This is a genomic window from Legionella bozemanae (assembly GCF_001648595.1).
In the GTDB taxonomy this organism is placed as follows: domain Bacteria; phylum Pseudomonadota; class Gammaproteobacteria; order Legionellales; family Legionellaceae; genus Legionella; species Legionella bozemanae.
In genome coordinates this window covers 66538-88883 of record NZ_LBAW01000017.1, presented here as the reverse complement: position 1 = coordinate 88883, position 22346 = coordinate 66538, and the positions used below count along the sequence as shown (strand labels likewise).

The window sequence follows — 22346 nt, the reverse complement described above, 5'->3', positions numbered from 1 at the left end:
ACTTGAAAAACCGTTTTGTTTAGCCTCATAAGCAGCAACGGTCGCAAAACCCCCGTTTTATTTCCTCTTTAAATACTTGACTATAGGCTTGAATCTATATAGCATTTAACCTATAATAAAAAGGAGAGGGTATGTGGTCAATAGAAACGACAGACACCTTTGATATCTGGTTTGATGCTTTGGATGATATAGATAGGACTAACATGTTGGCATCAATGATAGTATTACAAGAGAAAGGGCCTATGCTATCAAGACCCTATGCAGACACTGTTAAAGGCTCTTGTCATAGTAATATGAAGGAGTTACGAGTCCAAAGTAAAGGTGATCCAATCAGGGCGTTTTTTGCATTTGACCCAAAGCGGAGAGGTATTTTATTGTGTGCTGGCAATAAAACAGGAAATGATAAACGATTTTATGATGAAATGATTCCAATAGCTGATCGTGAGTTTACTGCTCATCTGAAAAAGTTAAATAAGGAGTAATTATTATGGCGAGAACCCTTGAACAAATTCTTGCAGCAGAAAAACCAGGAGTGGTTAAAAAGGCACAAGAAAAGGCAGAAGAAATGTTGCTCAATATCCATTTAGCTGAGCTTCGCGAGTTGGTACAAAAGACTCAAGTAGATATGGCAAATGTTCTTGGCATAAAGCAGCCCACAGTCGCTGAGATGGAAAAGCCTGGACGTGATCTTAAGCTATCATCTTTAAAGCGCTATATTGAAGCAACTGGGGGAAAATTACGGCTCGATGTTGAGCTTCCGGATGGGACACATTATGGTTTTGCTATTTAACTACTAAATATTATGACATTGATTCTTGCTGAAGCTAGCCTTGATGGCTCCAATAGCCCCCTGCTTGAAACACAAAGTGGCCTTGCTTTAATGCAGAAAAAATAGTTGGAGCATAAACCGATTTTAAAAAAGAATTGACTTGAGGGGATAAACTACAGAATTAGCTCGCTGACCGCAATAAGCGAAGCCACAACTGAATAACAGTAAACTATTTAATATCCTTTTTTTCATCAATACTCCTTTGTTAACTGTAACCTTCCCAACTTAACAAATTAATTCACCAGACTAAACACTAACCACAAACAAAACAATAGCCTTGCTGTTAAAATTATCGGCGTTTTGGCAATCGATAGGGTTATGTTGCAAAATTTTTCTTAGCCCCAAAAGCAGATATTTTGGGCGAATTTATGCGGCGAGTCCATAGAAATGAAGAAATAATGATTTTAGACCCGATGAAATTACTGAATGATATTTTGTTGAATGGAAGCAAGAATTGTCTTTAGTATTTATTTATGACATTTATAGGAGTCGTGTGGAATAACCACCAAAAGTGTTAATATTGAGTTATTCCACACGATCCCGAATAGAGCTGATTCTTACGAATCTATTAAAACTGGCTTAAGTCTGAATTTAGGCTGGATTCATTATCGAGCATTAATGCGAATTGACAGAGAAGAAGCACGACAATTTTATACGGTTGAAGCAGAAAAAAACTGTTGGAGTGGAAGAGAGCTTGAAAGGCAAATAAATAGTTTACTTTATGATAGATTAGCTAAAAGCAAAGATAAGGAAGGATTAATAAATCTAGCTAAAGAAGAGTCAAGAAATTAATAAACCGGAAGATGCTATAAAGGAACCGGTTGTATTAGAGTTTTAAGGGCTATCGGAATCAACGAAATTAGTTGAGTCGGAACTTGAAGAAGCATTGATTAACAATTTACAACAGTTTTTATTAGAACTAGGAAAAGGTTTCTCGTTTGTTGGACGTCAAAAAAGATTAACTTTTGATGGTGATCATTTCTATGCTGATTTAGTTTTTTTACCATGTTATTCTTAAATGTTACGCTATTATTGAATTGAAAGTAGGGCGGTTTGAACCAGAATACCTAGGGAAGCTCTCATTTTACCTGGAGAGCCTAGATCGAACTGTGAAAAAAGCACATGAGAATTCTTCTATAGGGTTATTATTATGCTTATGCGCGAGTAAAGATAAAGAAGTTGTCGAATTTTCATTAAATAGAACTTTATCTCCCGCATTGATTGCGGAGTACCAAATTCAACTTCCTGATAAAAAATTGCTTAGCAATTGGATATTTCCAAGACCACTTTATATTACCTACGGCACAGAAATGTTTGTATTGGGGAAAAAACATAAAAATTTAAACCATTTCATCGAGTTATTTTAAATACAAATTAATAACCATTTCGCGTATAATTTAGTCTTTTTTATAATGGAGATACCATGTCTTATAGAGATTTCTCATCTTTTCATAACATTAAACTATTGTTTGGTAATCCCAAAGAAGGTCTAAATTATGGTTATACCTGCACCCCAAACTTTCAGCCTGTACAAAACTCTTCTTTCGATGGGGATTTTTTTCTTTTATTCAGACGAAGTGAATATGCTGCTCAAGTTGAATTAGCTTGCTCTAAAATATTTAAAGGACTTATGGGTTATGGCCCTGAATTGGAGATTATTAAAGAAAACAATGAGTTTTATATTGCGAGCAGGAGGATAAAAAATTTTAGAGAGGGTTGTCCTGATCTCAAAGAGCAAAGTCAATTTCAAGATATTAAGGGTTTAGCAGGAATGTTTATTATTTGCTATTTCCTTTGTGAAACCGACATGCATTCGGGTAATTTTGGCTTGCAGGATACAGGTAAGGAAAAAAGAACATTTAGGATAGATATGGCTGAGTCTTTGGACTATGAAATGTTACGAACTACACTTACATTATCATCGTTACAAAAAATTCCCTACATAGTCGAGCAGCATTATCATGGTGTAGATGAGAACTCTTTGCCTCAAAATTATGTGAGCTCCGAGAGTTTTCAAAATGAAAAAATAGCTATGATAAAGTTAATTGCAAATACTCCTTTTTCATTTTTTGAAGATATCATTCGCACTACGATAACATCCGATTTATACACACACCAACAAATAATGTTTGATAAATGTCTTGCCCTAGTTGAAGATGAAGAGGAAATTACTTCAATGAAGAATGCTTTTTCTAAAATAGAAGCTAATGAATGTGATATAGAGTCTTTAATAAAATTATTAAAAAATAGGCATGAGCAATGGCAATTATTAGCGCTTGAAAAAAATCTTGATCAAGATTTTAGTTTGGCAAATCCTTCGCTCTTTATGAAAGAACTAAATCTGTATCATGGAAATACATCTGAAAGTGAAGGAGAAGAAGAACTTTCTTATTCAGATCAAGGGATAAGTCTGAATAACTCTTATTCTGGTATCGGTTTTTTCCCATCGCCAAAAAATGACGGCAATGAAGATAATCAATCTAAAACTAATGACTTCACACCCATTGAATATATAAATTAATGATAGTTATTATGAGATCAAGACGGAACAAGAGGTTTTTCTGAAATTAGTGGAGTAACTCAAAATTAACACTTTTGGTGGTTATTCCACATGCCCCCTATTAAAACCGGTCAATGTGCTTATGTCTGGTAATAGAACTTTTCTACTGATGAGCCACAGCGTGCAACGTTCAAACAGAATGCTTAGTCTTTCATTGCCATGCCGTGCTTGATCATACAGCCCAGCGAGTTAATCGAGCCCGCCAAGATCTTTATAATCAAATACAGTCTTTATTTCACCATAATGATCTAATCGCGTTGCTTTACGATCCTATAGGATGCAAGTACTACTGGAAGTTCAAACGCTAATTGTTTTGCAATGTAGTGGACAACTTGATTGGGCACATTAATTGGGTTTCGATCGCTCTGTGATGGTGCTATTGATACAACAACGGCTTCAGGAGAACTAATTTTTAATATTTTTTCTTCTTTGGCTCAATTTGAACGACGATTAATTCAAGAAAGAACTAAAGCCGGTTTAGATGCCGCGCGTGCTAGAGGTAGAAGCGGTGGACAAAAGAAGGTTTCTTCGAACAACCCTAAAATGCTTACTGCTAAACGCATGCATAAAAATCATGGCATGAGCATTAATGATATTTGTAAGACTCTTAAAATCTCGCGCTAGTTTTTATCGATATCTTGCCCTTGATGACCATAGGTGAGGATGACATTTTGAAATTAATGGATAATATTTTTAGTGGGTATTTATGATGCAATTGCGTTTTTTTATAGCATATCGCGGGGTTTTAAATGTTAGATCTTATTCGTTTGTGGGAAAATACGCTACCTCAACACACAAGTATAGAACAATTATCTCGTTCTTATGTTAATGACACCAAACAAGCTGCAATTAATTTTGATACTAATACAACCCAATCAAGTTTTGAATTTACAGAGCCTTCAAAGGTTATTTTTGTAAAAAACAGTTCAACTTTAGAACCAGCTGATTTTTATGATGATTTACCAGAAGTTAATCTGACTAAGGAAGAAGAAGATGCTCGATTAAGAGTAGTTGAAGAACAAAAAATCAAAAATCCCCGTTTTTAAGATGGCAAACAAATGATTATCACGGGCGTAACGTACAATGAAAGCACTAATACTCTCTATAATCAGACCTAAAGTAATTTCACGTCTCAATTAGTAAACTTACAAACTCAAAAAAAAGTGAATCAATTCAGAACAGGGATAACTGCTTTATCCTTTTACTTTGAGATATAAATATTAAAATTAATCTATGAAAAAACTATCATTACTTGAAAAAGAATATTTAATTGTGAGCATTTTCCCAAAACCACTTGTTTTTTAATTTAAAAGCCTCTTACCTAAAAGCTGCGACTTTTAATGAAAATTTTCTTGCCTTTAAAGGCATACCTACTTAACTTAAAAACCCTGGTGAGCGCATATTGGTCGAATTGGGTATTTATGTTATATTTCGTTCTAATTTTTAAAAAGGAAAATAAATGCCTTATTTCTATGAAAAAAATAGTCAAATCTATTCAACAGGTTCCATTGACGAATTGATTTATCATTCATTCCCCTCTGATGTACAATCACCGGATAAAATAGCTCATTATAAGGCTGTTGCCCCAATTATTTTTTCTCCGCAATATAAGATATCTCGTTCAGCTACGATAGAGGACATCAATTTAGGTCAAGATTTTATAGATTTTTTAGCACATCATAAATTAACTTCAGCAAACAAGTATAATGGCGTTGATCTTTTATATCTTTTATCCTTAAGTCATGATACAGCTTTGCGTGCCGGAGTTTGGAAGTTAGGCTCTCAGTCTCATTTAAAAGCGACTGATATTATCAGTAGCCTATCAAAATTAGATGCTATCGATCGCGTACCTCTTATGAAAGAATCCATAACGGCATGGAAAGAATTTTTTCTAAAAGCTCTATTTGAATTGCAAATACAAGAGACAGAGGCTTGTCCTGATAGCACTCGAAATATGTTGGGTCAGATGTCTTTATATTCCTCTGCAAAAAATGATAAAAAGAATTACCATGAGCACTCTCAGAATGACCAAACAAGATTAGAGATTGAACAGGAACAGTTTCGTTTGCTGGAAAGAGCTTATCACAAAAAAGAACAGGATAGGGAGAATGAAATGGAATCCTACAATTATGAAGATGAGGAATACTACGCTCCACAACCGCAGTATTACTACAATTAATAATTCTATTGTAGAAAATTTCTATTAAGGAAGAATGAAATTTTCTACAACATGTAATGCAGAACAATTTGTTGAAACCGAGTTAACCAATAAGATTTATACTGTTCGTGAAAATTCTTGTGATGCTTAATAGTGAGCTTGTAGAGATTCATGGGATTGAAACAAGGGAATTTAATCAAGTAGTCAAACGTAATTTAGTACGATTTCCACAAGAGTTTAGTTTCCACTGGCAGCAGTGACCTTAAAAAGCCTGATTACTTTTGAAAAGTAAACCTTAAGCAGAAATTGACCTCAAAATAAACAATCACTTGAAAAACAAATTTATTTAGACTCATAAGCAGCAACGTTCACAAAGTCCCCATTTTATATACGCATATCACTTCATGCTGTCTCCTATATCATTCCTATTAATGAACAATAATTAATTACAAAAAATAACTTGCATATGAAATATAGTTTCACTATAATTTCAAATGAAAGGGGCTCGGAATGAAAACTTCTAGTAGTACACATCATAAAGAAGAAATTGTTTTGTCGAAGGCTTTATGTAACTTGGCAAAATTTTATTCTTTATCCGGAAAAGACTTAGGTAAAATCATTGGCATAAGTGAACCCAGCGCATCTCGTCTCAGTCAGGGGAAAAAATTAATTTCACCTCATACAAAAGAAGGTGAAATCGCTCTATTACTTTTAAGGATATATAGAGGCTTAAATGCTATGGTTGGAAATAATCATGAAAAAGCTAAATTATGGCTCAATAGCCAAAATAAATATTTTAAAAATAAACCTATTGAAGAAATGAAAACTATTTCTGGTTTAATCAGGGTACTTAACTATTTAGATGCAATGCGCGGTAAATTATGAGTATTTGGATCGAATGTGAAGGTCTAAAATTTTGCAAATATTTGGAGTTGGAACCATGGAGAATAGTTGAGGATCAATATAGTTCAAGCTCTAGAGATTTAGTTGAGAGCAGCGAAGAACACGATCTTTTAGAAAAATTACTAGATGATTCAAAACCTCAAGCAGCCAATAATAAACACTATTTAATTTTTACTCCTTTTAGATATCCTCCACTTGAGTATGGATCCCGGTTTGGTAATACTTATGAACCTTCGCTGTGGTATGGCTCTTTAACTCAGAAGACAGCATTTGCAGAGGTAGCATTTTACCGTTTGAAATTTTTTGATGATACTGTAGCAAATCTAGGGTACATTGAAATTCGAATGACTGCATTTAAGGCTTATATACAAGCAAAAAATGGAATCGACTTAACAAAGTCACCATTTCAAAAATATCAAGATAAAATTTCAAGCAAAACAAATTACGAACAAAGTCAACTTTTAGGTACGGAGATGAGAGAGGCAAAAGTTGAGGCTTTTATATTTGCTTCAGCAAGAGATAAAAATGCGGGGGAAAATGTTGCAGCATTCACACCAGACGTATTTAAAATTAAAAATAAAGAATATATAACTAATATGCAAAATTGGCGGTGTATAGCAAACAAAAATGTTATTGAATTTAGTCGCGATGATATTTTACAGAGAAAAAATCTGGAATTTTCTAAAGCTGAATTTGAAGTCATGTGAATTAAGGGTGTCAGGAAAGGTCTTAGAGTATGTATCCTAATACCAGCAATTTCTTTCTCAGGTTTCTAGTTAGACTAATACTTAACCCCGTTTACCAAAGTAAATGAGGTTAAGGCTTTGCTAGCTGAGATTGAACTCTTCCGGGAGGTGGCAAGTTAGTCTTCATAATCAAGTTCTTCGCTCTTCCTTCTTAGGAAATATTTTGACTATAATAGGTTTGGGCTATTCAGCAGGTGCAACATGGGGTTATTTATTCAAACTATTAAATCCCTGGCTAAATTTATTCGTTTTGTCTTTATTATTTTTTTTCTCATAGCGACAACATCTTATATTTTAAGTTTTTTACTTGCTTCTAAAGAAACAAAAACTTTAAAAGTACCGAAGATAAGGGCAACAGAAAACCAATTAAAAAATTTTACTTCAACTACTTTAAGTAAAGGATGGTTTGAACATCTTAGTGTGGTAAATACAAATATTTTTTATGCAAGTGGAATTAATTTAGTTAATAAAAGTCCTTACTCTTTTTATAAAAGTACTGATGGGGGTTTAACTTGGGATTCTATGAAAACACCATTTAGTACGAGTATTTCCGTAATTAATGAAGATATTTTATATGTCGGTAGCTTAAAATTTGGTGTTGGAAAAACAGTAGATGGAGGTAAAACCTGGAGTCCAACGAATTTGTCAAATGTTGATATTCTACAAGTCCAAGCTTTGGATTCTAATTCAGTTTATGCTCTCACAAGTAACAAGATTGGTTTTGGAGGTAGTCTTTTTCAAACAAATGATGGAGGAACGACATGGAAAAAAATTTATTCTTCAATATGGACCGTCCCTCTAACATTTTATGCCGTAAATTCAAAAATAATCTATTTAGGTTTAAGTCATGGTTTTATTAATAACAGTAAAATTCTAAAAACGACTGATGGGGGTTTAACTTGGGAGACTGTCTTTGTAGGTACAAATAAAACCTCTATTGATACACTGTATTACAAGGAAAATACTTTGTTTGCCACAACTTCCGAAGGCCTACTTAAAACTTTGGATGGCGGTAAAAATTGGTATTTAATAACCAAGGGCTTACCAAGGGTATTTGAAAGTAAAATATATTACTTTCCAAAAATTACGGCGCTTAATTCTCAAGAAATCATCTTATCTTCTCCCGCATTACAATCAATTTATATTACTTATAATGGAGGTAGCTCATGGCAAAATATTCCAATAAATAAAACTGTCCATGACATCACAACTTTTAATAATATAATTTATGTCGGGACCCAAGGTTCTCTTATTCAACTTCAAGAAAATCCATAATTCAAAGAATCAAAATTCTCGAAACTTTTAGCGCACTTAGGTTCCGTTTTAGTTTGAAGTCTGTTTACTGTGAAGTAGACTTAATGCAGAAAACTAACCTCGAAATAGTTCAACACTTGAAAAACCGTTTTGTTTAGCCTCATAAGCAGCAACGGTCGCAAAACCCCCGTTTTATATACATGTCAAATGCGAAGAAGAGGCACAGGTTAGAATGTTAAATTAGGCTTGAGTGGGATTAGTTTATAATTCCATGACTTTTGAAAACATTTCTAATAAAATTGCTTCCTTTCAAATATTCTATGTTTCTGTGTCGTTTATTGTTTGTCGACCTCTAACTAGGAGTAATTAATGAAACATCAGTTGACCCATCTTTTTAATCTTAATGAAAATGAATTTTTAAAAACTTTGACTCAAGTCCCTAATGGATGTATTTCACTTAACTTAAGCAGAAATGACTTTGGTAAAAGAAGTGGAAATCTTTTAGCATGTATCGTATTCCCTCCAAATTTAGTCTCATTGGATTTAAGCCTTAATCATCTTATTAATAAGTCTGGAGCTAGATTAGCTCAATTTTTTGCTGTATTACCCAATTTAACCTCACTTGATTTAAGTAAGAATTCTTTAGCTCGAAAATCAGATGTGCAGTGGAGCTTTGAATTTAACTTTTTAGACAAATTCTCTACCGAAATCTATAAGTTGGGTAGTGAATTGGCTCTTGCCTTCGCAGCTCTTCCTCAAACTTTAACTCATCTTGATTTACGTGAGAATGAATTAAATATTCTTCCTTTAGAAGAAATGATCCTTCTTAAGGGTAAATTACCGCAAATTAGCACAGTGAATTTATCCTATGAAGAAATGAATGTGATGACAAAGAAGCAACGTCAAGCTATTCGTGATATATTTCCAAATATTAAAACTATTTTTATATATAAAAACGAAGAGTTGTGCGAGGATAACGAGCAGCTATATACAGAGGAAAATGCAGCTGACCTCCGGAGCATATCGAACTATTCTCGATGGAACAATTATTGTACTTAAGCTCATCCTAAGAAATATGACAATCTTAATACCCGTAAAATGAGATAGAGGAGTAGGTTCTTAAATAGCCTATTAGGTTTGATTACTGTGAAAACCAAACAATTCTCTTTTTCTAAGCTACTTATATCAAATCGTTAATTTAATCATCATTTCTTTGGTCCGGGAATGTCATTGTGCTTATCCCGGGTTCCACTTAACTCAATGTTATTCTGTAATTCAACGTATTCTTTTAGCCTTGAGTAAATCCAATCTCTACTGCCGGCTTCTTGTATGCTCTGGTGCTGCTCTGCTTCTCCTTACCTCCAACTTCTGCTGCGAGGTTGGAAAAAGCTCTAATGTGTTCCATTTATGTCCCCGTGTAATTCATAAAGCATTTTTTTTGGTCTACATGTTGTTTGCCGACCAACAGAATTAGTATATAATTACCAGGTTTTTTAATTTGAGTTCACTATTTTATTTAGGTTGGTAGCCGAATGGTCATCTTTTTTATTACTCTTAGCATTTTGGTGTTAAGCCTGCTTTGTGTAGCCGTGATGGTTTTCAAGCTCATTCGCCAGCCCGCTGAGCCTCTCTCTTTGATGCAATACTTGAAATTAATTGTAAGCGGAGTGATTGCTTTTATCGCCGATACTTTGGGCGTTGGAAGTTTTGCTGTTAATGTGGCTTTGGCAAAATTGACGGGTACGTTCCGTGATGACGAAATGCCTGCGGTAAATAATGGAGCGCAAGTGATCCCAGGAACAATTGAATCTTTGTTTTTTATGGGGTTGGTTGATGTTGATTTAACTACGCTTCTGACCTTAGTTATGGGTACTTGTGTTGGTGGTCTACTCGGTGGTTTTGTTGTAAGTCATATGAGTAAGCAGACAATTCGTTTGGCTATGGTTTGCTGTTTTGCTTTAATTATTCTGCTCTTAATTTCACATCAATTTCGCCTGTTACCTGTTGGCGGTGAATTAACTGAATTGCATTCATGGAAATTAATCATAGGTTTTTTAGCGATGGTGGTTTGCGGTGCTTTAACCTCAGTGGGAATAGGTTTATTTGTTATGGTACAAGGCGTACTGTTTTTAATGAATGTTTCGCCTGTAGTGGCATTCCCAATTATGACTACTGCAGGCGCCATGCAGCAACCATTAACTACTTTTGTATTCTTGAAACATAATAAAATCCCTTTAAAGAAAACCATGATTCTAAGTCTCTCAGGCTGTTTAGGTGTTTTTATTACTATCCCTATTTTTATGCAGTTAACCATTACCTGGTTGCACTTACTTTTATTATTCATCCTGACCTATAATTTTTTTGCGGTGGGCCGTTCGTATCTACGCTCCAGACCCAGAAAACATTATACACAAACGCCAACACCTGCTTCCCTTGTCGCAGCTGAATAATAGTCTATACTTTACACGCTCATTTTGTGAGCGTGTAAAGTATATAATATGATTAGCTAATTTTAAGGTTAAAAAGTACATACTATGGATGAGCCAGTCAGTAAATCACAAAAAAAACGAGATGCCGATTTTTTACAAAAAATGGGTGTAAAATTGATTGACTTGAGTTTGTCTAAGCTTGAGTTACTTCCACTTCCTGAAAATCTCTACAAAGCAATTATTGATGCAAAGTCTATTAAAAGTCATGGTGCTAAAAGAAGACAATCCCAATTAATTGGAAAGTTAATGCGTGCTGCTGATCATGAAGAAATTTTGGCAGCTTATGAGCGTTTGCTTGAAGAAGATAAAGCGGTAACGGCGTCATTTCATGAGGTTGAGCATTGGCGTGATCGCTTGCTCAACGAAGGTAAAGAAGCATTAACTGCATTTATTGAAGCGTATCAGCCTGAAGAGGTCCAGCATTTAAGACAATTAATAAAAAAGGCGGTTGATGATCAACAGAAAGAAAAAAATACAGGTGCTGCCAAAGCTCTTTTTCGCTATTTGAGGTCATCCATAGAATGAAATATTCTCTATTTATAAGCTGCCCGCGCGGACTTGAATATTTATTGGAAGAGGAATTAAAAGCCTTAGGTTTATCGGTTACGCGCGTCAATCCTCAAGGAGTTTATGGAGATGCCGATTTACTGACTCTTTATAAATTATGTCTTTGGTCACGAATAGCAAATCGTGTGCAATTAATTCTTTTTAGTGGTTATGCGGGTAATGAGCAGGCGCTGCATCAACTGTGTACAGAATTTCATTGGCAGACTGTATTTTCCCACGATAAAACGATTGCTATTGAATTTCATGGATCTTCTGAGCACATTCGCAATACGATGTTTGGTGCACAGGTTGTTAAAGATGGAATAGTAGATCATTTTCGTCGATTAAATCATTCGCGCCCATCAGTAGATAAAGAAAAACCACAAATTCTTATTCATGCCTATTTGAAAAACGATGTGGTCACTGTGAGCTTTGATCTCACTGGATACAGTTTGCACCAAAGGGGATATCGTCATAAAGCGGGTGTTGCTCCTTTAAAGGAAAATGTTGCTGCGGCACTGCTTATGCGCGCGAAATGGCCGGAATTAGCTGCTAAAGGGTATGCTTTGCATGATCCTTTTTGTGGTGCGGGTACTTTAGTTATTGAAGCGGCCATGATGGCAGCACATATTGCTCCTGGTTTATTGCGCCAGGATCAAGCGTTACAATATTGGGCACAACATCAATCTTCGTTATGGGAAAAATTACGGGTAGATGCTCTGCAGCACGTTAAAACCCTGCCCCTGACCTTATTGGGTACCGACGCAGATAACAAAATAATTGCTATAGCGCGCCAAAATGCTGAACGTGCTGGTGTCGCGCCATTGGTTGATTTTAAAACGCAAACATTAAATGAGGTTAAGGCTCCAGCAAAAAAGGGATTGGTTATATGTAATCCTCCTTATGGCGAACGCCTAAGTGAGGTGACGCACTTGGTTCCGCTTTATCAGCAACTGGGTAAGATTTTGCATGCACATTATCAAGGTTGGCAGGCTGCAATTTTGACCTCCAATCCCGTTTTGGCCAAGGCCTTAGGACTTCGTGCTAGGAAACAATACACCATATATAATGGCGCATTGGAATGCAAACTGTATTGTTTGGATATTCATGTAACAAATGAGCTTAAAGGCATCATGAGCAGTACCTTATCTGAAGGGGCGCAGATGCTGTTCAATCGACTGGAAAAAAATTATCGCCACTTACAGAAATGGGCGAAAAAAAATCATATTTCGTGTTATCGAATATACGATGCAGATTTGCCTGAATACGCATATGCCATAGATATATATAATGATTGTGCTGTACTCCAAGAATACGCTGCCCCTGCAAGTATTCCAGCGCATAAAGCAGAGAAACGCAGTTTGGAAGTAATGCAGGTTGTTCCCAGGGCGCTAGGGTTGGAAGCGAATCAATTGGTAGTAAAGCAACGCAAACAACAAAAAGGCAGTGAGCAATATCAAAAACTAGGGCAAACTCGAAAAACCATGGTTGTTACAGAGGGGCAGGCTAAGTTTAAAGTTAATTTATATGATTATCTGGATACCGGTTTATTTTTGGATCATCGATTAATGCGCTTAAGCTTCGCCAAATTAAAGCCAGGAACACGATTTCTCAATTGTTTTTGTTATACTGCCAGTGCCAGTGTTCATGCGGCTTTAGCTGGAGCATTGACAACAAATGTTGATCTTTCCAATACTTATTTGCGTTGGGCTGAAGAGAATTTCAAGTTAAATCATCTTGATTTATCGAAGCACCAATTCGTGCAGTATGATTGCCGTGAATGGATGAGAATTGCTCGCGATCGTTTTGATGTTATTTTTTTAGATCCGCCTAGTTTTTCCAACTCGAAGCGCATGGCGGATACTTTGGATATTCAACGCGATCATGTTTCTTTAGTGAACTCAGCGATGCGTTTGCTAAATCCTAACGGAGTTTTATATTTTTCTACTAATTTTCGCCAATTTAAATTGGATCCCCTGCTTCTAGAAAAATATTCAGTGCAGGATATTAGCGCGCAAACAATAGATCAGGACTTTAGACGAAATCAAAAAATTCATCACTGTTTTAAAGTAATGATGCCGCAATTTGCCGGTACTTGAAACAGGAACTGTGACAGGATGTACGAATGAAAAAACAAGGAAAAAAGAAAAGAAATATATTGCATCCTGCAAATGTATATCTGCATATGGTGCGTAACGCCTGTTTTGGGTTGTTAATCACCGCGTTAGCGCTTTTTGTAGGTATGTTGGGATATCATTATTTAGAGAAAATGCCCTGGGTTGATGCATTCATGAATGCCTCCATGATTCTTTCAGGCATGGGACCTGCGGCCAATCTGGTCACGGCCTCCGGGAAGATTTTTGCTGGGTGTTATGCGTTATTTAGCGGTTTGGCATTTATTGCCATTATGGTGATTATCCTTTCGCCCCTGATTCATCAGTTTTTTCGTAAAATTCATTTGGAGAGTAAGACGATCTATTCTGACGATCAAGACTAGGTCTGTTTACATTTCTACTATCCTGGTCAAACTGTCCCGATTTTCTGTGCTCCGATGCTCACATACTCATGTATGCTACGCTTCGGTGCTCGAAAATCAGGCCATTTTGACTCAAGCTAGCGAAATGAAAATAGACCCTAAAGAGTATTTTTATCTACTCCATATATTTGTTCTTTTAATGAGTTCATGAGCCCAGCCATAAAAAATAGCTCTGCGACAAGAAATAAAGGGGCTATGAACGCTTGGCTCAAGTTATCCATGAATGCCGGTTTTTTACCTTCCAGATAATGACCGTAAAATTGTAATCCCCAGCCTATAATAAAAAAGATAACAAACGCCCAGACCCCTAATGTTGTCGGGCCATCTTGGCTAAACCAATTTGCTATCAATAACAGGATGAGCATAATTGGAGTAAGTACCAAAGCGAGTTGCCAATTTAGGCGGAAATAATAAATTAAGGCAATTACCGTAGCGAAAAAAGCAAGATTTGTTGCAAAAACACCAGGCATAATTATTTTTATAAAACCTAACAAGATCATTACTGATAAAATAATGAGAGGAACTCCTGCCATATGTGTGTAACGTGTCTTGATATTTTGATGATATGCCGCATAAAACTGTGCTTGTTCAATAAACGATTTCATATTAAAAATATTCTGATTATGGTTCTATAGAACATAGCACATTCTCTTAAAAAAAGCAGTTGCCTGGGTAGTGCATGATTCAGTAGTGGGATGGGTTTATATCTTTAAAATATAGTTAATCGATGCAGCAAAGCTAAATTTTCTTAGAACAGCACAGAACATGCTCTCTATTTATCAAAAGCATATGTTCCTACCAGATAAAGCACATTTCCATTAGTTGATGAGCCAGGAATGTACGCCGCTTTTAAGGACAGCTTTTTATAGAAAACACCTGCCCAAGGGACAGCTCCCGGAAAAGGAACACGATGTAGGATATCAGGGCGTGACGTAATCAATACAGAAAATCCTAGCCCTGCTTTAAAATCTTTACTCAAATTTGCGACTTTTAAATAGGCATATCCAGCAGTTGGTTCAAGATTGCGATGAGAGTCGAGGAATGCAAACGCATAAAGGCCGTGCCAATTTCCTTTTTCATCAAAAAAACCTTTACCGAATCCACCTCCCCAAGCGAGTTCATTGTATTTTTTTTCTCGAAGTTGCTTTGCAGAATAAGTAAAACGGTTGTGCCATGCATAACCTGAAAGATACAGTTCGGTATTGCCTTCAGTCCACGTTTGATGCAGATGACGACAAAAAGGTTTAAAAAAAGGAAGCCAATATTTACATCCTTTGGGTTCTTCAGTATTAAAAACAGGAATATCCTCTTTTTTCATATCGTTTTGTACTGCTGGAATTGCAGGAGAATTTAAATTTTTTCCGTTATTGGATAAAGATGTAGAAGAAGTCCCAGAAAATCTGCTGCTGTGAGTATTCAAAGAAAACAGTATTAATAGACCAATAATGATCATTCGTAAGGTTATTTTTTTCATTTACTTTAAACCTATGCGGGATCTAGACTATAAAACATATAGCTTGTGATCTATTTTCCTATTGTTGATTGGCAGCATTCTTGCTTGAAAATAGAACTATGAGGTTTCAAACTTGTGAGCATACCATGGACTTGTTTCGTAAAAAAGAGATTAGTACATCATTTGAGAGCGAATCTCACCTCGTTAAATGTCTTACCGCTTTTGATCTGACTTTTTTAGGAGTTGGAGCTATTATCGGTGCAGGAATTTTTATTTTGACAGGAGTTGTTGCTGCAATAGATGCTGGTCCTGCAGTTGTCTTTTCCTATGTGTTAGCTGGTCTGGTTTGTGTTTTTTCTGCGTTATCTTATGCTGAATTAGCTGCATCTATTGGGGGATGTGGAAGTGCTTATGGTTATGCATATGCTGGTTTTGGAGAGTTAATTGCATGGGTTGTTGGTTGGGATTTATTGTTGGAATATGCTATTTCTGTTTCTGCGGTATCTGTTGGCTGGAGCAGTTATGCCAATGATTTTCTCAAGGCTATAAAAATAAATATACCAACAATACTTATGTATGGTCCAAAGGATGGCGGTGTTTTTAATTTGTTGGCTTGTGTGATTATTGCCATTTTAACGGCGTTATTAATTTGGGGAGTCAAATCAAGCTCTCGCGTAAATAACATTATGGTTATGATCAAGCTTTTGGTTGTTCTTCTTTTTATTATTGTGGCCACCAGGGAGATTGACCCATCTAATTGGTCACCATTTTTACCTTTTGGTTGGCATGGTGTTATTAAAGGAGCTTCCTTAATATTTTTTGCTTACATTGGATTTGATGCGGTCTCTACAGCGGCTGAAGAGGCTATCAACCCACAGCGTGATTTACCCATAGGAATAATAGGCTCATTATTTATCTGTACGATAATATATATTATCGTTGCTGGATTATTGACCGGTATAGCACATTACAGCACCCTTAATGTGGCATCCCCCATCAGTCATGCCTTATTAGCTTTAGGTTATAAAACAATAGCCAGCTTTATCAGTGTTGGTGCTGTAGCTGGATTGACTACCGTAATGCTGGTATTATTTTATGGTTTAACACGTGTTATGTTAGCAATGACACGTGATGGTCTATTACCGAAAGTTTTTTCTAAAACAAATCCGTATACTCATACACCCATACGCGTTATTTTATTGTGCGGTATTTTAATGGCATCACTAGCTGCTGTCGCCCCAATACATGTTTTGGCTGAACTGGTGAATGTCGGTACTTTATTTGCGTTTTTTATTGTCTGTGCTGGTGTAACCTATTTACATTATAAACAACCACAGATGCATCGACCGTTTAGAACCCCTGGAATGCCTTATGTACCTATTTTGGGGATGATAAGCTGTTTTTATTTAATTATTCATTTGCCTGTGATTACGCTCATTCGTTTTGTTATTTGGATGGCCATTGGGATGGTGATTTATTTTGTCTTTAGCTATAAGAATAGTTCTTTGGCAAAAAAATAGCCTAGCTTGAGTGCTTCATTAGGATCTTGCTGTATATAGTACTATATATGACTTAATACTAATGCAGCGGAAATTATTGCAGATGCAGGAATTGTAATAAGCCAGGAAAAGAAAATTTTCTTGATGACCCGCCAATGTGGTCCGGCGAGACCATTAATTAAGCCAACCCCGGCAATTGCACCTGTAACGGTATGGGTGGTTGAGATAGGAATACCACATTGAGTTGCTATAAAAAGCGAAATGGCGGCGCCAGTTTCTGCAGCTGAACCCTTCATTGGGTCGAGTTTTGTTATTTTAGTTCCCATAGTATGGACGATACGCCATCCCCCTGCCAAGGTTCCAAGACTAATCGCTGCCTGGCATGAAATAACTACCCAAAAGGGAACATAAAAAGGACCCTCAATCCATGCAGCTGAAAACAATATTATAGAAACAATACCCATTGTTTTTTGTCCATCATTACTGCCGTGGGTTAAGCTAAGCAATGCAGACGAACACAATTGGAAGATTTTAAATAGTTTGAACTCAGTTTTTTTTCCATTGCGCAAAAATTTATAAAAAAAATAAATAATAAGCAATGCAATGAGCAGTCCAAGTGCTGGCGAAATAAAAATCCCTCCAATCACTTTGGCAAAACCTGAAATTTTAAGCGATGAAAAGCCGCCTTTGGCGATTGCAGCACCTGCTAACCCACCAATCAGTGCATGTGACGAACTGGATGGAAGCCCGTAATACCAAGTAGCGAGATTCCAAAATATAGCGCCGACCAATGCGGCTAAAATAAAATGCGCATCGACAATATCTGAATCAATCAGGCCGCTACCAATGGTGTGTGCAACAGTGAGATTGAATACTAAAAATGAAATGAAATTGAAAAAAGCCGCCCACACTACTGCTTGTTTTGGGGTTAAAACTTTAGTAGTAACAATAGTAGCTATAGAATTTGCCGCATCATGGAAGCCATTGATAAAGTCAAAGATGTAGGCTACCAAGATAACAAAAAGTGTAAACAAAATGGCTGAGTCCATATCAATAGCTCCTTGTGCCATAATTTTGTAATCTGGACGAACGTAGCGAATTTAGGAGATCTACCTCAACTTCATTCTGCTTTATTTCATTAGACTACTATACGTAATAACTACTTTTAGTCATTAATTTAGATACAACACGCATTAATTGTTTCACTAGATAAGGTAGTTCTATAGCTCCAGCGTTCAAAGCTGCAGTTGCATGTTGTTCTTCATCTTCTTTCATTTTAATAAGAATTGCATGTGATTTTTTATCTTTTGCTGGTAATTTTTTTAAATGGCGATGCAAATGGTGAGCGACTTGTCGTTCAGTTTCTGCGACAAATCCCAAGCTGACTTTGTCGCCAGCTAAACCAGCAAGTGCTCCTAATATAATCGAACCGCCATACCATAAAGGATTTAATATGCTGGGTTTTGAACCCAGTTCTGCCAAGCGCTCTTCACACCAGGCTAAATGATCTGTTTCTTCAGCCGCAGCATCACTCATTTGCTTTTTAATATGGGTTAATTGTGCCGTTAAAGCTTGACCTTGATAAAGTGCTTGGGCACAGACTTCTCCTGCATGATTGACACGCATAAGTCCGGCCACATGTTTTTTTTCTTTTGTAGACAGATCCGTATCAGCAAGTGATTCTGCGGGGGATGGACGATTACTCGTTCGCTGTGCAGGGGGAAATAAGGTGCGCAGAGCATTGTCTACTTCAAAGATGAGTGAATCAAGCATATTCATATAAAGGGACTGTCTTGTTAGAACATTGTTTTGTCTATGGTAGCTTGATTATCATTAGGTTTGAAGTCATCACCTGTTTTTTCTTTAGTGTTTGAACGACGCTTTCCTAACGGAGAGTCGAATAAATAACTTTCTTCTTCAATAGAAGGAGCCACGATTGCAAACCCATTATCAAGGCTATGATTACTCGAGCGTCCTAAATGGTGGCTCACATTGCTTCCTGTTTGGGATTGGGGGCTTATTTCATCCATCTCTTCAGATGGGTCTTCTTCCGGATAAATTGTTTTTCTGCCCAGCAGATGCAGGACTCCTAAAAATAATGTTCCTGTAACAAAAGTCAGCATTGCTCCTGTAGCAGCTGAAATTGATAAACTCACTAAAGAAAATAATTGGACAAAAGGATAGGCCAAAGTGCCAAGCAAGGAAAGTGCTCCAGGCCCCATAGAAGGCATAAGCGCTGCAAAAATTGGCGGTGCAAAGAACGCAAGGGCAGCTATTGCAGCCCCAATAATGCATACAGAGGCTAAAGCACTAAGATACCCTAGAATAGGATGAACCTTCCGGGCAGCTTCATAACTGACTCGAGGTGAAGTAACGGTTCGAAGCAGATAATAGGCGCCTTTAAACAGGTTTTGCAATCCCATGGTTGAAAGTAACAAAAGAGTACGTATGCTTTGAGTTATTCCATGAGTAGGTGCCCAAGAGAGCACTTTATTTTTAAAAAAGGAGTATGTTTCACTGAGAAAATTAAGCGGGAACTCAGTGATTAGTGACAGCAAATTGGTTAATGGAGCAGTAATAAATTTCAGGGTCAGGAAATAGGCTATTTTAGAAGCGTTTGACTTTGAAGGCCACCCCAAAAAGTAATGCCCAAAATGATATGTATTTTTTTCATGTTCTTGAGCAAGAGGTAGAAAGGTATCTTGCCAAGCCTTTTTCAAAAAGAGAAAAAAGGAACTATGATCTCGCGAATTTTTATTTTCTTGAATTGAAAGATCGTCTGCCATAAGTACTCTTAATTCGGTTGTATATTTATATAGAGATTGTGATTTTTAAGCGCAAACTGCTCATTATTATATATTCTGATCAATATTAAGGCAATATTAAGTAATTAGTTTGCAGGTACTTTAGGTTAAAAGCCATGAATGACCATCAGAATCTGGATCCCGCGGACAAGCCCGCGGGATGTCGGCAGGGAGTGTTCTATAAATGCATCTAATTGCGTGATATAAAATCATAAAGCTCACCTTTCGCGCTTTATGTCCGGAATCCAGCTTCGGTTTTTCAGCAAGGTCAAAGAACGCAAACAGGTAAAAAAAGAGCGATTTTATCTTCAATAAATAGATGCGTTTACCCTATATCCTATATGTTGTACGATTTAGTTCATTGGCTCATTGTTGAAGCCAATTTTGTAATGCGGCTACGGTTTCTTGATGTACTTGGAGAAGTTGTTGGTAAAGTACTGTAGGGTATCGTTCCGGATTGTTTTGAAAATGTTTTTCTAAGGCTTCACATGCATGGCGCATGCGAAGAGTGCCGCAATAAAGCGCACTACTTTTCATTTTATGTGTTAGCTTATGGATTTCAATCAGGTCTTGTTTTTCCCAAGCCTGAGCTGTTTTTATTAAATCTTTAGTATTTTCCTCGATAAAGAGATGCAGCATTTTTTTGAGTGTTTTTTCCGATCCCAGATTATTGATTCCATGAGTACTATCAAATAATGGATATTCATTAATCGGGAGAAGAGGGTCAACCTTTGCAGTGGGTACATTGTGGATTTGTAATTTAGAGGTGCTGTATCGAGCCAGCAATGCCTGCAGCATACTGCTGCGCAGAGGTTTGGTAATTACTTGATTTATCCCAGCCGCTACACATTCATTTTCAACATCAGTTACTGCATGGGCTGTTAAACAAATGATGGGGGTAGGGATGAGACTCCGGCTTTGTTCATAATGACGGAATTGTTTTGCTAATTGTATCCCAGTGGTATCAGGTAGGCCAATATCACTTAAGATCCAATCAAAGGTATGTGTTTGAAACAATTCCATTGCTCTGGTACCTGTTGATGCGGATAAAAATCGGATGCCGAGTTGTTGTAAAAGATTTTCTATCATTTTTAAGGCGATGGCATTATCTTCAATAAGCAGCACAAGAGGTGAATCATTTGTTTTTTCTAAGATTAGTTTTTCAGGAGGAAGGGATGTTGATTTTTGGTGGTCTATAGGTTTTTCTATATAATGGACAGGGATGGTTAGCGTAAATGTAGTCCCTGTATGTATTGTAGAGTCAACGCGTATCTTTCCTTTTAAAAGCTGGGTATAACGTTTCACAATATGCAATCCTACACCATGACCTGAATAAATCCCTTGATGTGATGGGGTTGCCCGGTAAAACCGTTTGAAGATTTTGTCTTTATCTTTAGGTCTAATTCCTGGTCCGCTATCTTTGACAAAAAACTCCAGGAACATTTTTCCATGGTGAGGCGATTTAGGCCTAACTCCAATTTCAATAAATCCTTTTTCAGTAAATTTAACGGCATTGCCTAAAAGGTTTAATAAAATTCGATGAAGTTTTACGGTATCTGTAGTTATCCATTCAGGGGTATTGCAGTCAATACTGATTAATAAATCCAATTTTTTCAAAGTGATGGTTGGAAGCTCCAGATCGGCAATACTGCGAATCAAATCATGGACATTGCAGGCTGTTTCATTGATTATATTTTCTTGTTGGCTTCCTGCAGCGATAATATCGAGCACCCCGTTGAGCAGCGCCAGGAGTTGCTCCCCGCTTATATTGATCATATGAGCGTATTCTTTTTCTTGGATATTTTGAACTTCTCGCTCAAGGATGCTGGACATGCCGATAATCCCACTTAAAGGGGTACGAATATCATGACTCATATTACGGATGAATTCATCTTTGGCATGGTTCGCTGCTTCTGCTTTTTCTTTCGCCTCTTTGAGCTCGGATTCGACTTTTTTTAGATAAGTAATATTAATCGTATTACCAAGAATGCCAATAACTTTCCCTGATTTATCCAACAAAGGTCTTTTGGTCGAAAGCAAAACCACTTCTTCACCTGATGGCAAAAGAGTTATTTCCTCGCGTGATAATTCAACGTTCTTTTCAATCACTTCAAGGTCATTAGCTCGATAAACATCAGCGGTTTGTTTACCAAATAGTTCATAATCTGTTTTACCAAGAACTTCGCTTTCATCACATTTATTAATAAATTTCATATGATGAAGACTTTGAATACATCGTTGATTAATTCCGGACCAAACACCTTTTAGATCTTTCCAATAGACATCTCCAGGCAAGACATCCAGCAGATTTTTTAATTGGGCATATTGTTCTTCCAGCTGATTCATTTTATTTTGTAACGTATTAATTGTTTTTTCTAAATCGGCTATCAAGTTCGCAGTGTTGGAAGTTTCATTTTTTGCCATTTTTTTCCATAATAAATTAAAATTCTTGATTTAGAGTATATTTTGAATGCCTAAATCTAAAGAACATGAATTATCCTGTATTTTAAGGCTTGGTCAATCGCGCCCATAGGACACAAAAACTAAAGAAAGCCCTTTTTACTTTTAA

The 22346-nt window shown here is 36.6% G+C and carries 25 protein-coding genes; 19 read left to right on the top strand and 6 right to left on the bottom strand.

The window, feature by feature from the left end; all coding sequences use genetic code 11:
- Window positions 1-131 precede the first annotated feature (131 nt).
- From A8O27_RS13040 to A8O27_RS12970, 18 genes are all read left to right on the top strand, one after another.
- On the top strand, window positions 132-482 hold the full coding sequence (locus A8O27_RS13040; protein WP_058459050.1) for a type II toxin-antitoxin system RelE/ParE family toxin: 351 nt from the start codon (window positions 132-134) through the stop codon (window positions 480-482).
- 5 nt (window positions 483-487) lie between these two features.
- Window positions 488-790 carry a transcriptional regulator ProR gene (gene proR, locus A8O27_RS13035; RefSeq protein WP_058459049.1) on the top strand — a complete coding sequence of 101 codons (303 nt, stop codon included), beginning with the start codon at window positions 488-490 and terminating at the stop codon, window positions 788-790.
- A 537-nt stretch (window positions 791-1327) separates the two neighbouring features.
- Window positions 1328-1621, top strand: a complete 294-nt coding sequence (locus A8O27_RS18515; RefSeq protein WP_082642426.1) for a DUF1016 N-terminal domain-containing protein — start codon at window positions 1328-1330, stop codon at window positions 1619-1621.
- A 94-nt stretch (window positions 1622-1715) separates the two neighbouring features.
- Window positions 1716-1847, top strand: a complete 132-nt coding sequence (locus tag A8O27_RS19550; protein ID WP_202972292.1) for a PDDEXK nuclease domain-containing protein — start codon at window positions 1716-1718, stop codon at window positions 1845-1847.
- A gap of 19 nt (window positions 1848-1866) precedes the next feature.
- The gene (locus A8O27_RS18510; protein WP_202972291.1) at window positions 1867-2196 is read left to right on the top strand and encodes a PDDEXK nuclease domain-containing protein; all 330 of its coding nucleotides are present in this window, start codon (window positions 1867-1869) and stop codon (window positions 2194-2196) included.
- A gap of 56 nt (window positions 2197-2252) precedes the next feature.
- A complete protein-coding gene (locus A8O27_RS13025; RefSeq protein ID WP_058459047.1) occupies window positions 2253-3350 on the top strand; it encodes a hypothetical protein in 1098 nt (365 codons plus the stop codon).
- Between the two features lie 375 nt (window positions 3351-3725).
- Window positions 3726-4013: a recombinase family protein gene (locus A8O27_RS13020; RefSeq protein ID WP_202972290.1), complete on the top strand. Its 288-nt coding sequence runs from the start codon at window positions 3726-3728 to the stop codon at window positions 4011-4013.
- A gap of 125 nt (window positions 4014-4138) precedes the next feature.
- Complete coding sequence (locus A8O27_RS13015; protein ID WP_058459046.1) at window positions 4139-4435, top strand: hypothetical protein; 297 nt, start codon at window positions 4139-4141, stop codon at window positions 4433-4435.
- A gap of 413 nt (window positions 4436-4848) precedes the next feature.
- A complete protein-coding gene (locus A8O27_RS13010; protein ID WP_058459045.1) occupies window positions 4849-5568 on the top strand; it encodes a hypothetical protein in 720 nt (239 codons plus the stop codon).
- 122 nt (window positions 5569-5690) lie between these two features.
- Entirely contained in the window at window positions 5691-5807 is a 117-nt protein-coding gene (locus A8O27_RS19545; protein WP_082642425.1) for an ORF6N domain-containing protein, read from the top strand.
- Window positions 5808-6057: 250 nt separating this feature from the next.
- Complete coding sequence (locus A8O27_RS13005; protein ID WP_058459044.1) at window positions 6058-6432, top strand: antitoxin Xre/MbcA/ParS toxin-binding domain-containing protein; 375 nt, start codon at window positions 6058-6060, stop codon at window positions 6430-6432.
- Window positions 6429-7157, top strand: coding sequence for an RES family NAD+ phosphorylase (locus tag A8O27_RS13000; RefSeq protein WP_058459043.1), 729 nt, complete (start codon window positions 6429-6431; stop codon window positions 7155-7157). Before A8O27_RS13005 ends, A8O27_RS13000 begins: the two co-directional genes overlap by 4 nt.
- 240 nt (window positions 7158-7397) lie before the next feature.
- Window positions 7398-8471, top strand: coding sequence for a WD40/YVTN/BNR-like repeat-containing protein (locus A8O27_RS12995; RefSeq protein ID WP_058459042.1), 1074 nt, complete (start codon window positions 7398-7400; stop codon window positions 8469-8471).
- A 348-nt stretch (window positions 8472-8819) separates the two neighbouring features.
- Window positions 8820-9509, top strand: a complete 690-nt coding sequence (locus A8O27_RS12990; RefSeq protein WP_058459041.1) for a leucine-rich repeat domain-containing protein — start codon at window positions 8820-8822, stop codon at window positions 9507-9509.
- 473 nt (window positions 9510-9982) lie between these two features.
- Window positions 9983-10900, top strand: a complete 918-nt coding sequence (locus A8O27_RS12985; protein ID WP_058459040.1) for a TSUP family transporter — start codon at window positions 9983-9985, stop codon at window positions 10898-10900.
- A gap of 84 nt (window positions 10901-10984) precedes the next feature.
- Window positions 10985-11464 (top strand): ribosome biogenesis factor YjgA, encoded by a 480-nt coding sequence (yjgA, locus tag A8O27_RS12980; protein ID WP_058459039.1) that lies wholly within the window; start codon window positions 10985-10987, stop codon window positions 11462-11464.
- Window positions 11461-13584: a bifunctional 23S rRNA (guanine(2069)-N(7))-methyltransferase RlmK/23S rRNA (guanine(2445)-N(2))-methyltransferase RlmL gene (rlmKL, locus tag A8O27_RS12975; protein WP_058459038.1), complete on the top strand. Its 2124-nt coding sequence runs from the start codon at window positions 11461-11463 to the stop codon at window positions 13582-13584. Before yjgA ends, rlmKL begins: the two co-directional genes overlap by 4 nt.
- A gap of 26 nt (window positions 13585-13610) precedes the next feature.
- Entirely contained in the window at window positions 13611-13982 is a 372-nt protein-coding gene (locus A8O27_RS12970; protein WP_058459037.1) for a hypothetical protein, read from the top strand.
- 137 nt (window positions 13983-14119) lie between these two features.
- On the opposite strand, the gene A8O27_RS12965 is transcribed toward A8O27_RS12970, so the two are convergent.
- Complete coding sequence (locus A8O27_RS12965) at window positions 14120-14626, bottom strand: Mpo1 family 2-hydroxy fatty acid dioxygenase (RefSeq protein ID WP_058459036.1); 507 nt, start codon at window positions 14624-14626, stop codon at window positions 14120-14122.
- A 167-nt stretch (window positions 14627-14793) separates the two neighbouring features.
- Window positions 14794-15339 (bottom strand): lipid IV(A) palmitoyltransferase PagP, encoded by a 546-nt coding sequence (gene pagP / locus A8O27_RS12960; protein ID WP_374930667.1) that lies wholly within the window; start codon window positions 15337-15339, stop codon window positions 14794-14796.
- A gap of 281 nt (window positions 15340-15620) precedes the next feature.
- On the opposite strand from pagP, the gene A8O27_RS12955 reads away from it, so the two are divergent.
- Entirely contained in the window at window positions 15621-16994 is a 1374-nt protein-coding gene (locus tag A8O27_RS12955) for an amino acid permease (protein ID WP_058459034.1), read from the top strand.
- Window positions 16995-17035: 41 nt separating this feature from the next.
- Here A8O27_RS12955 and A8O27_RS12950 read toward each other — a convergent pair whose 3' ends face one another.
- The 4 genes from A8O27_RS12950 to A8O27_RS12935 all read right to left on the bottom strand — a co-directional run bounded on the left by A8O27_RS12950 (window position 17036) and on the right by A8O27_RS12935 (window position 22201).
- On the bottom strand, window positions 17036-18022 hold the full coding sequence (locus A8O27_RS12950) for an inorganic phosphate transporter (RefSeq protein WP_058459033.1): 987 nt from the start codon (window positions 18020-18022) through the stop codon (window positions 17036-17038).
- A 97-nt stretch (window positions 18023-18119) separates the two neighbouring features.
- Window positions 18120-18752: a 2-polyprenyl-3-methyl-6-methoxy-1,4-benzoquinone monooxygenase gene (gene coq7, locus A8O27_RS12945; protein WP_058459032.1), complete on the bottom strand. Its 633-nt coding sequence runs from the start codon at window positions 18750-18752 to the stop codon at window positions 18120-18122.
- Window positions 18753-18769: 17 nt separating this feature from the next.
- Window positions 18770-19759 carry a hypothetical protein gene (locus A8O27_RS12940; protein WP_058459031.1) on the bottom strand — a complete coding sequence of 330 codons (990 nt, stop codon included), beginning with the start codon at window positions 19757-19759 and terminating at the stop codon, window positions 18770-18772.
- A gap of 384 nt (window positions 19760-20143) precedes the next feature.
- Window positions 20144-22201, bottom strand: coding sequence for an ATP-binding protein (locus tag A8O27_RS12935; RefSeq protein ID WP_058459030.1), 2058 nt, complete (start codon window positions 22199-22201; stop codon window positions 20144-20146).
- Window positions 22202-22346 lie beyond the last annotated feature (145 nt).

Excerpts from the sequence above, each read along its gene's own strand:
- A8O27_RS12935 (WP_058459030.1), bottom strand. The coding sequence starts at position 22,201 with ATGGCAAAAAATGAAACTTCCAACACTGCGAACTTGATAGCCGATTTA.
- A8O27_RS12955 (WP_058459034.1), top strand. The coding sequence starts at position 15,621 with ATGGACTTGTTTCGTAAAAAAGAGATTAGTACATCATTTGAGAGCGAA.
- proR (WP_058459049.1), top strand. The coding sequence starts at position 488 with ATGGCGAGAACCCTTGAACAAATTCTTGCAGCAGAAAAACCAGGAGTG.
- yjgA (WP_058459039.1), top strand. The coding sequence starts at position 10,985 with ATGGATGAGCCAGTCAGTAAATCACAAAAAAAACGAGATGCCGATTTT.
- A8O27_RS12940 (WP_058459031.1), bottom strand. The coding sequence starts at position 19,759 with ATGGCAGACGATCTTTCAATTCAAGAAAATAAAAATTCGCGAGATCAT.
- A8O27_RS12950 (WP_058459033.1), bottom strand. The coding sequence starts at position 18,022 with ATGGACTCAGCCATTTTGTTTACACTTTTTGTTATCTTGGTAGCCTAC.
- rlmKL (WP_058459038.1), top strand. The coding sequence starts at position 11,461 with ATGAAATATTCTCTATTTATAAGCTGCCCGCGCGGACTTGAATATTTA.
- A8O27_RS13010 (WP_058459045.1), top strand. The coding sequence starts at position 4,849 with ATGCCTTATTTCTATGAAAAAAATAGTCAAATCTATTCAACAGGTTCC.
- A8O27_RS12970 (WP_058459037.1), top strand. The coding sequence starts at position 13,611 with ATGAAAAAACAAGGAAAAAAGAAAAGAAATATATTGCATCCTGCAAAT.
- coq7 (WP_058459032.1), bottom strand. The coding sequence starts at position 18,752 with ATGAATATGCTTGATTCACTCATCTTTGAAGTAGACAATGCTCTGCGC.
- A8O27_RS12990 (WP_058459041.1), top strand. The coding sequence starts at position 8,820 with ATGAAACATCAGTTGACCCATCTTTTTAATCTTAATGAAAATGAATTT.
- A8O27_RS13005 (WP_058459044.1), top strand. The coding sequence starts at position 6,058 with ATGAAAACTTCTAGTAGTACACATCATAAAGAAGAAATTGTTTTGTCG.
- A8O27_RS12985 (WP_058459040.1), top strand. The coding sequence starts at position 9,983 with ATGGTCATCTTTTTTATTACTCTTAGCATTTTGGTGTTAAGCCTGCTT.
- A8O27_RS13015 (WP_058459046.1), top strand. The coding sequence starts at position 4,139 with ATGTTAGATCTTATTCGTTTGTGGGAAAATACGCTACCTCAACACACA.
- A8O27_RS13000 (WP_058459043.1), top strand. The coding sequence starts at position 6,429 with ATGAGTATTTGGATCGAATGTGAAGGTCTAAAATTTTGCAAATATTTG.
- A8O27_RS13025 (WP_058459047.1), top strand. The coding sequence starts at position 2,253 with ATGTCTTATAGAGATTTCTCATCTTTTCATAACATTAAACTATTGTTT.
- A8O27_RS12995 (WP_058459042.1), top strand. The coding sequence starts at position 7,398 with ATGGGGTTATTTATTCAAACTATTAAATCCCTGGCTAAATTTATTCGT.
- A8O27_RS13040 (WP_058459050.1), top strand. The coding sequence starts at position 132 with ATGTGGTCAATAGAAACGACAGACACCTTTGATATCTGGTTTGATGCT.
- pagP (WP_374930667.1), bottom strand. The coding sequence starts at position 15,339 with ATGAAAAAAGAGGATATTCCTGTTTTTAATACTGAAGAACCCAAAGGA.
- A8O27_RS12965 (WP_058459036.1), bottom strand. The coding sequence starts at position 14,626 with ATGAAATCGTTTATTGAACAAGCACAGTTTTATGCGGCATATCATCAA.
- A8O27_RS19545 (WP_082642425.1), top strand. The coding sequence starts at position 5,691 with ATGCTTAATAGTGAGCTTGTAGAGATTCATGGGATTGAAACAAGGGAA.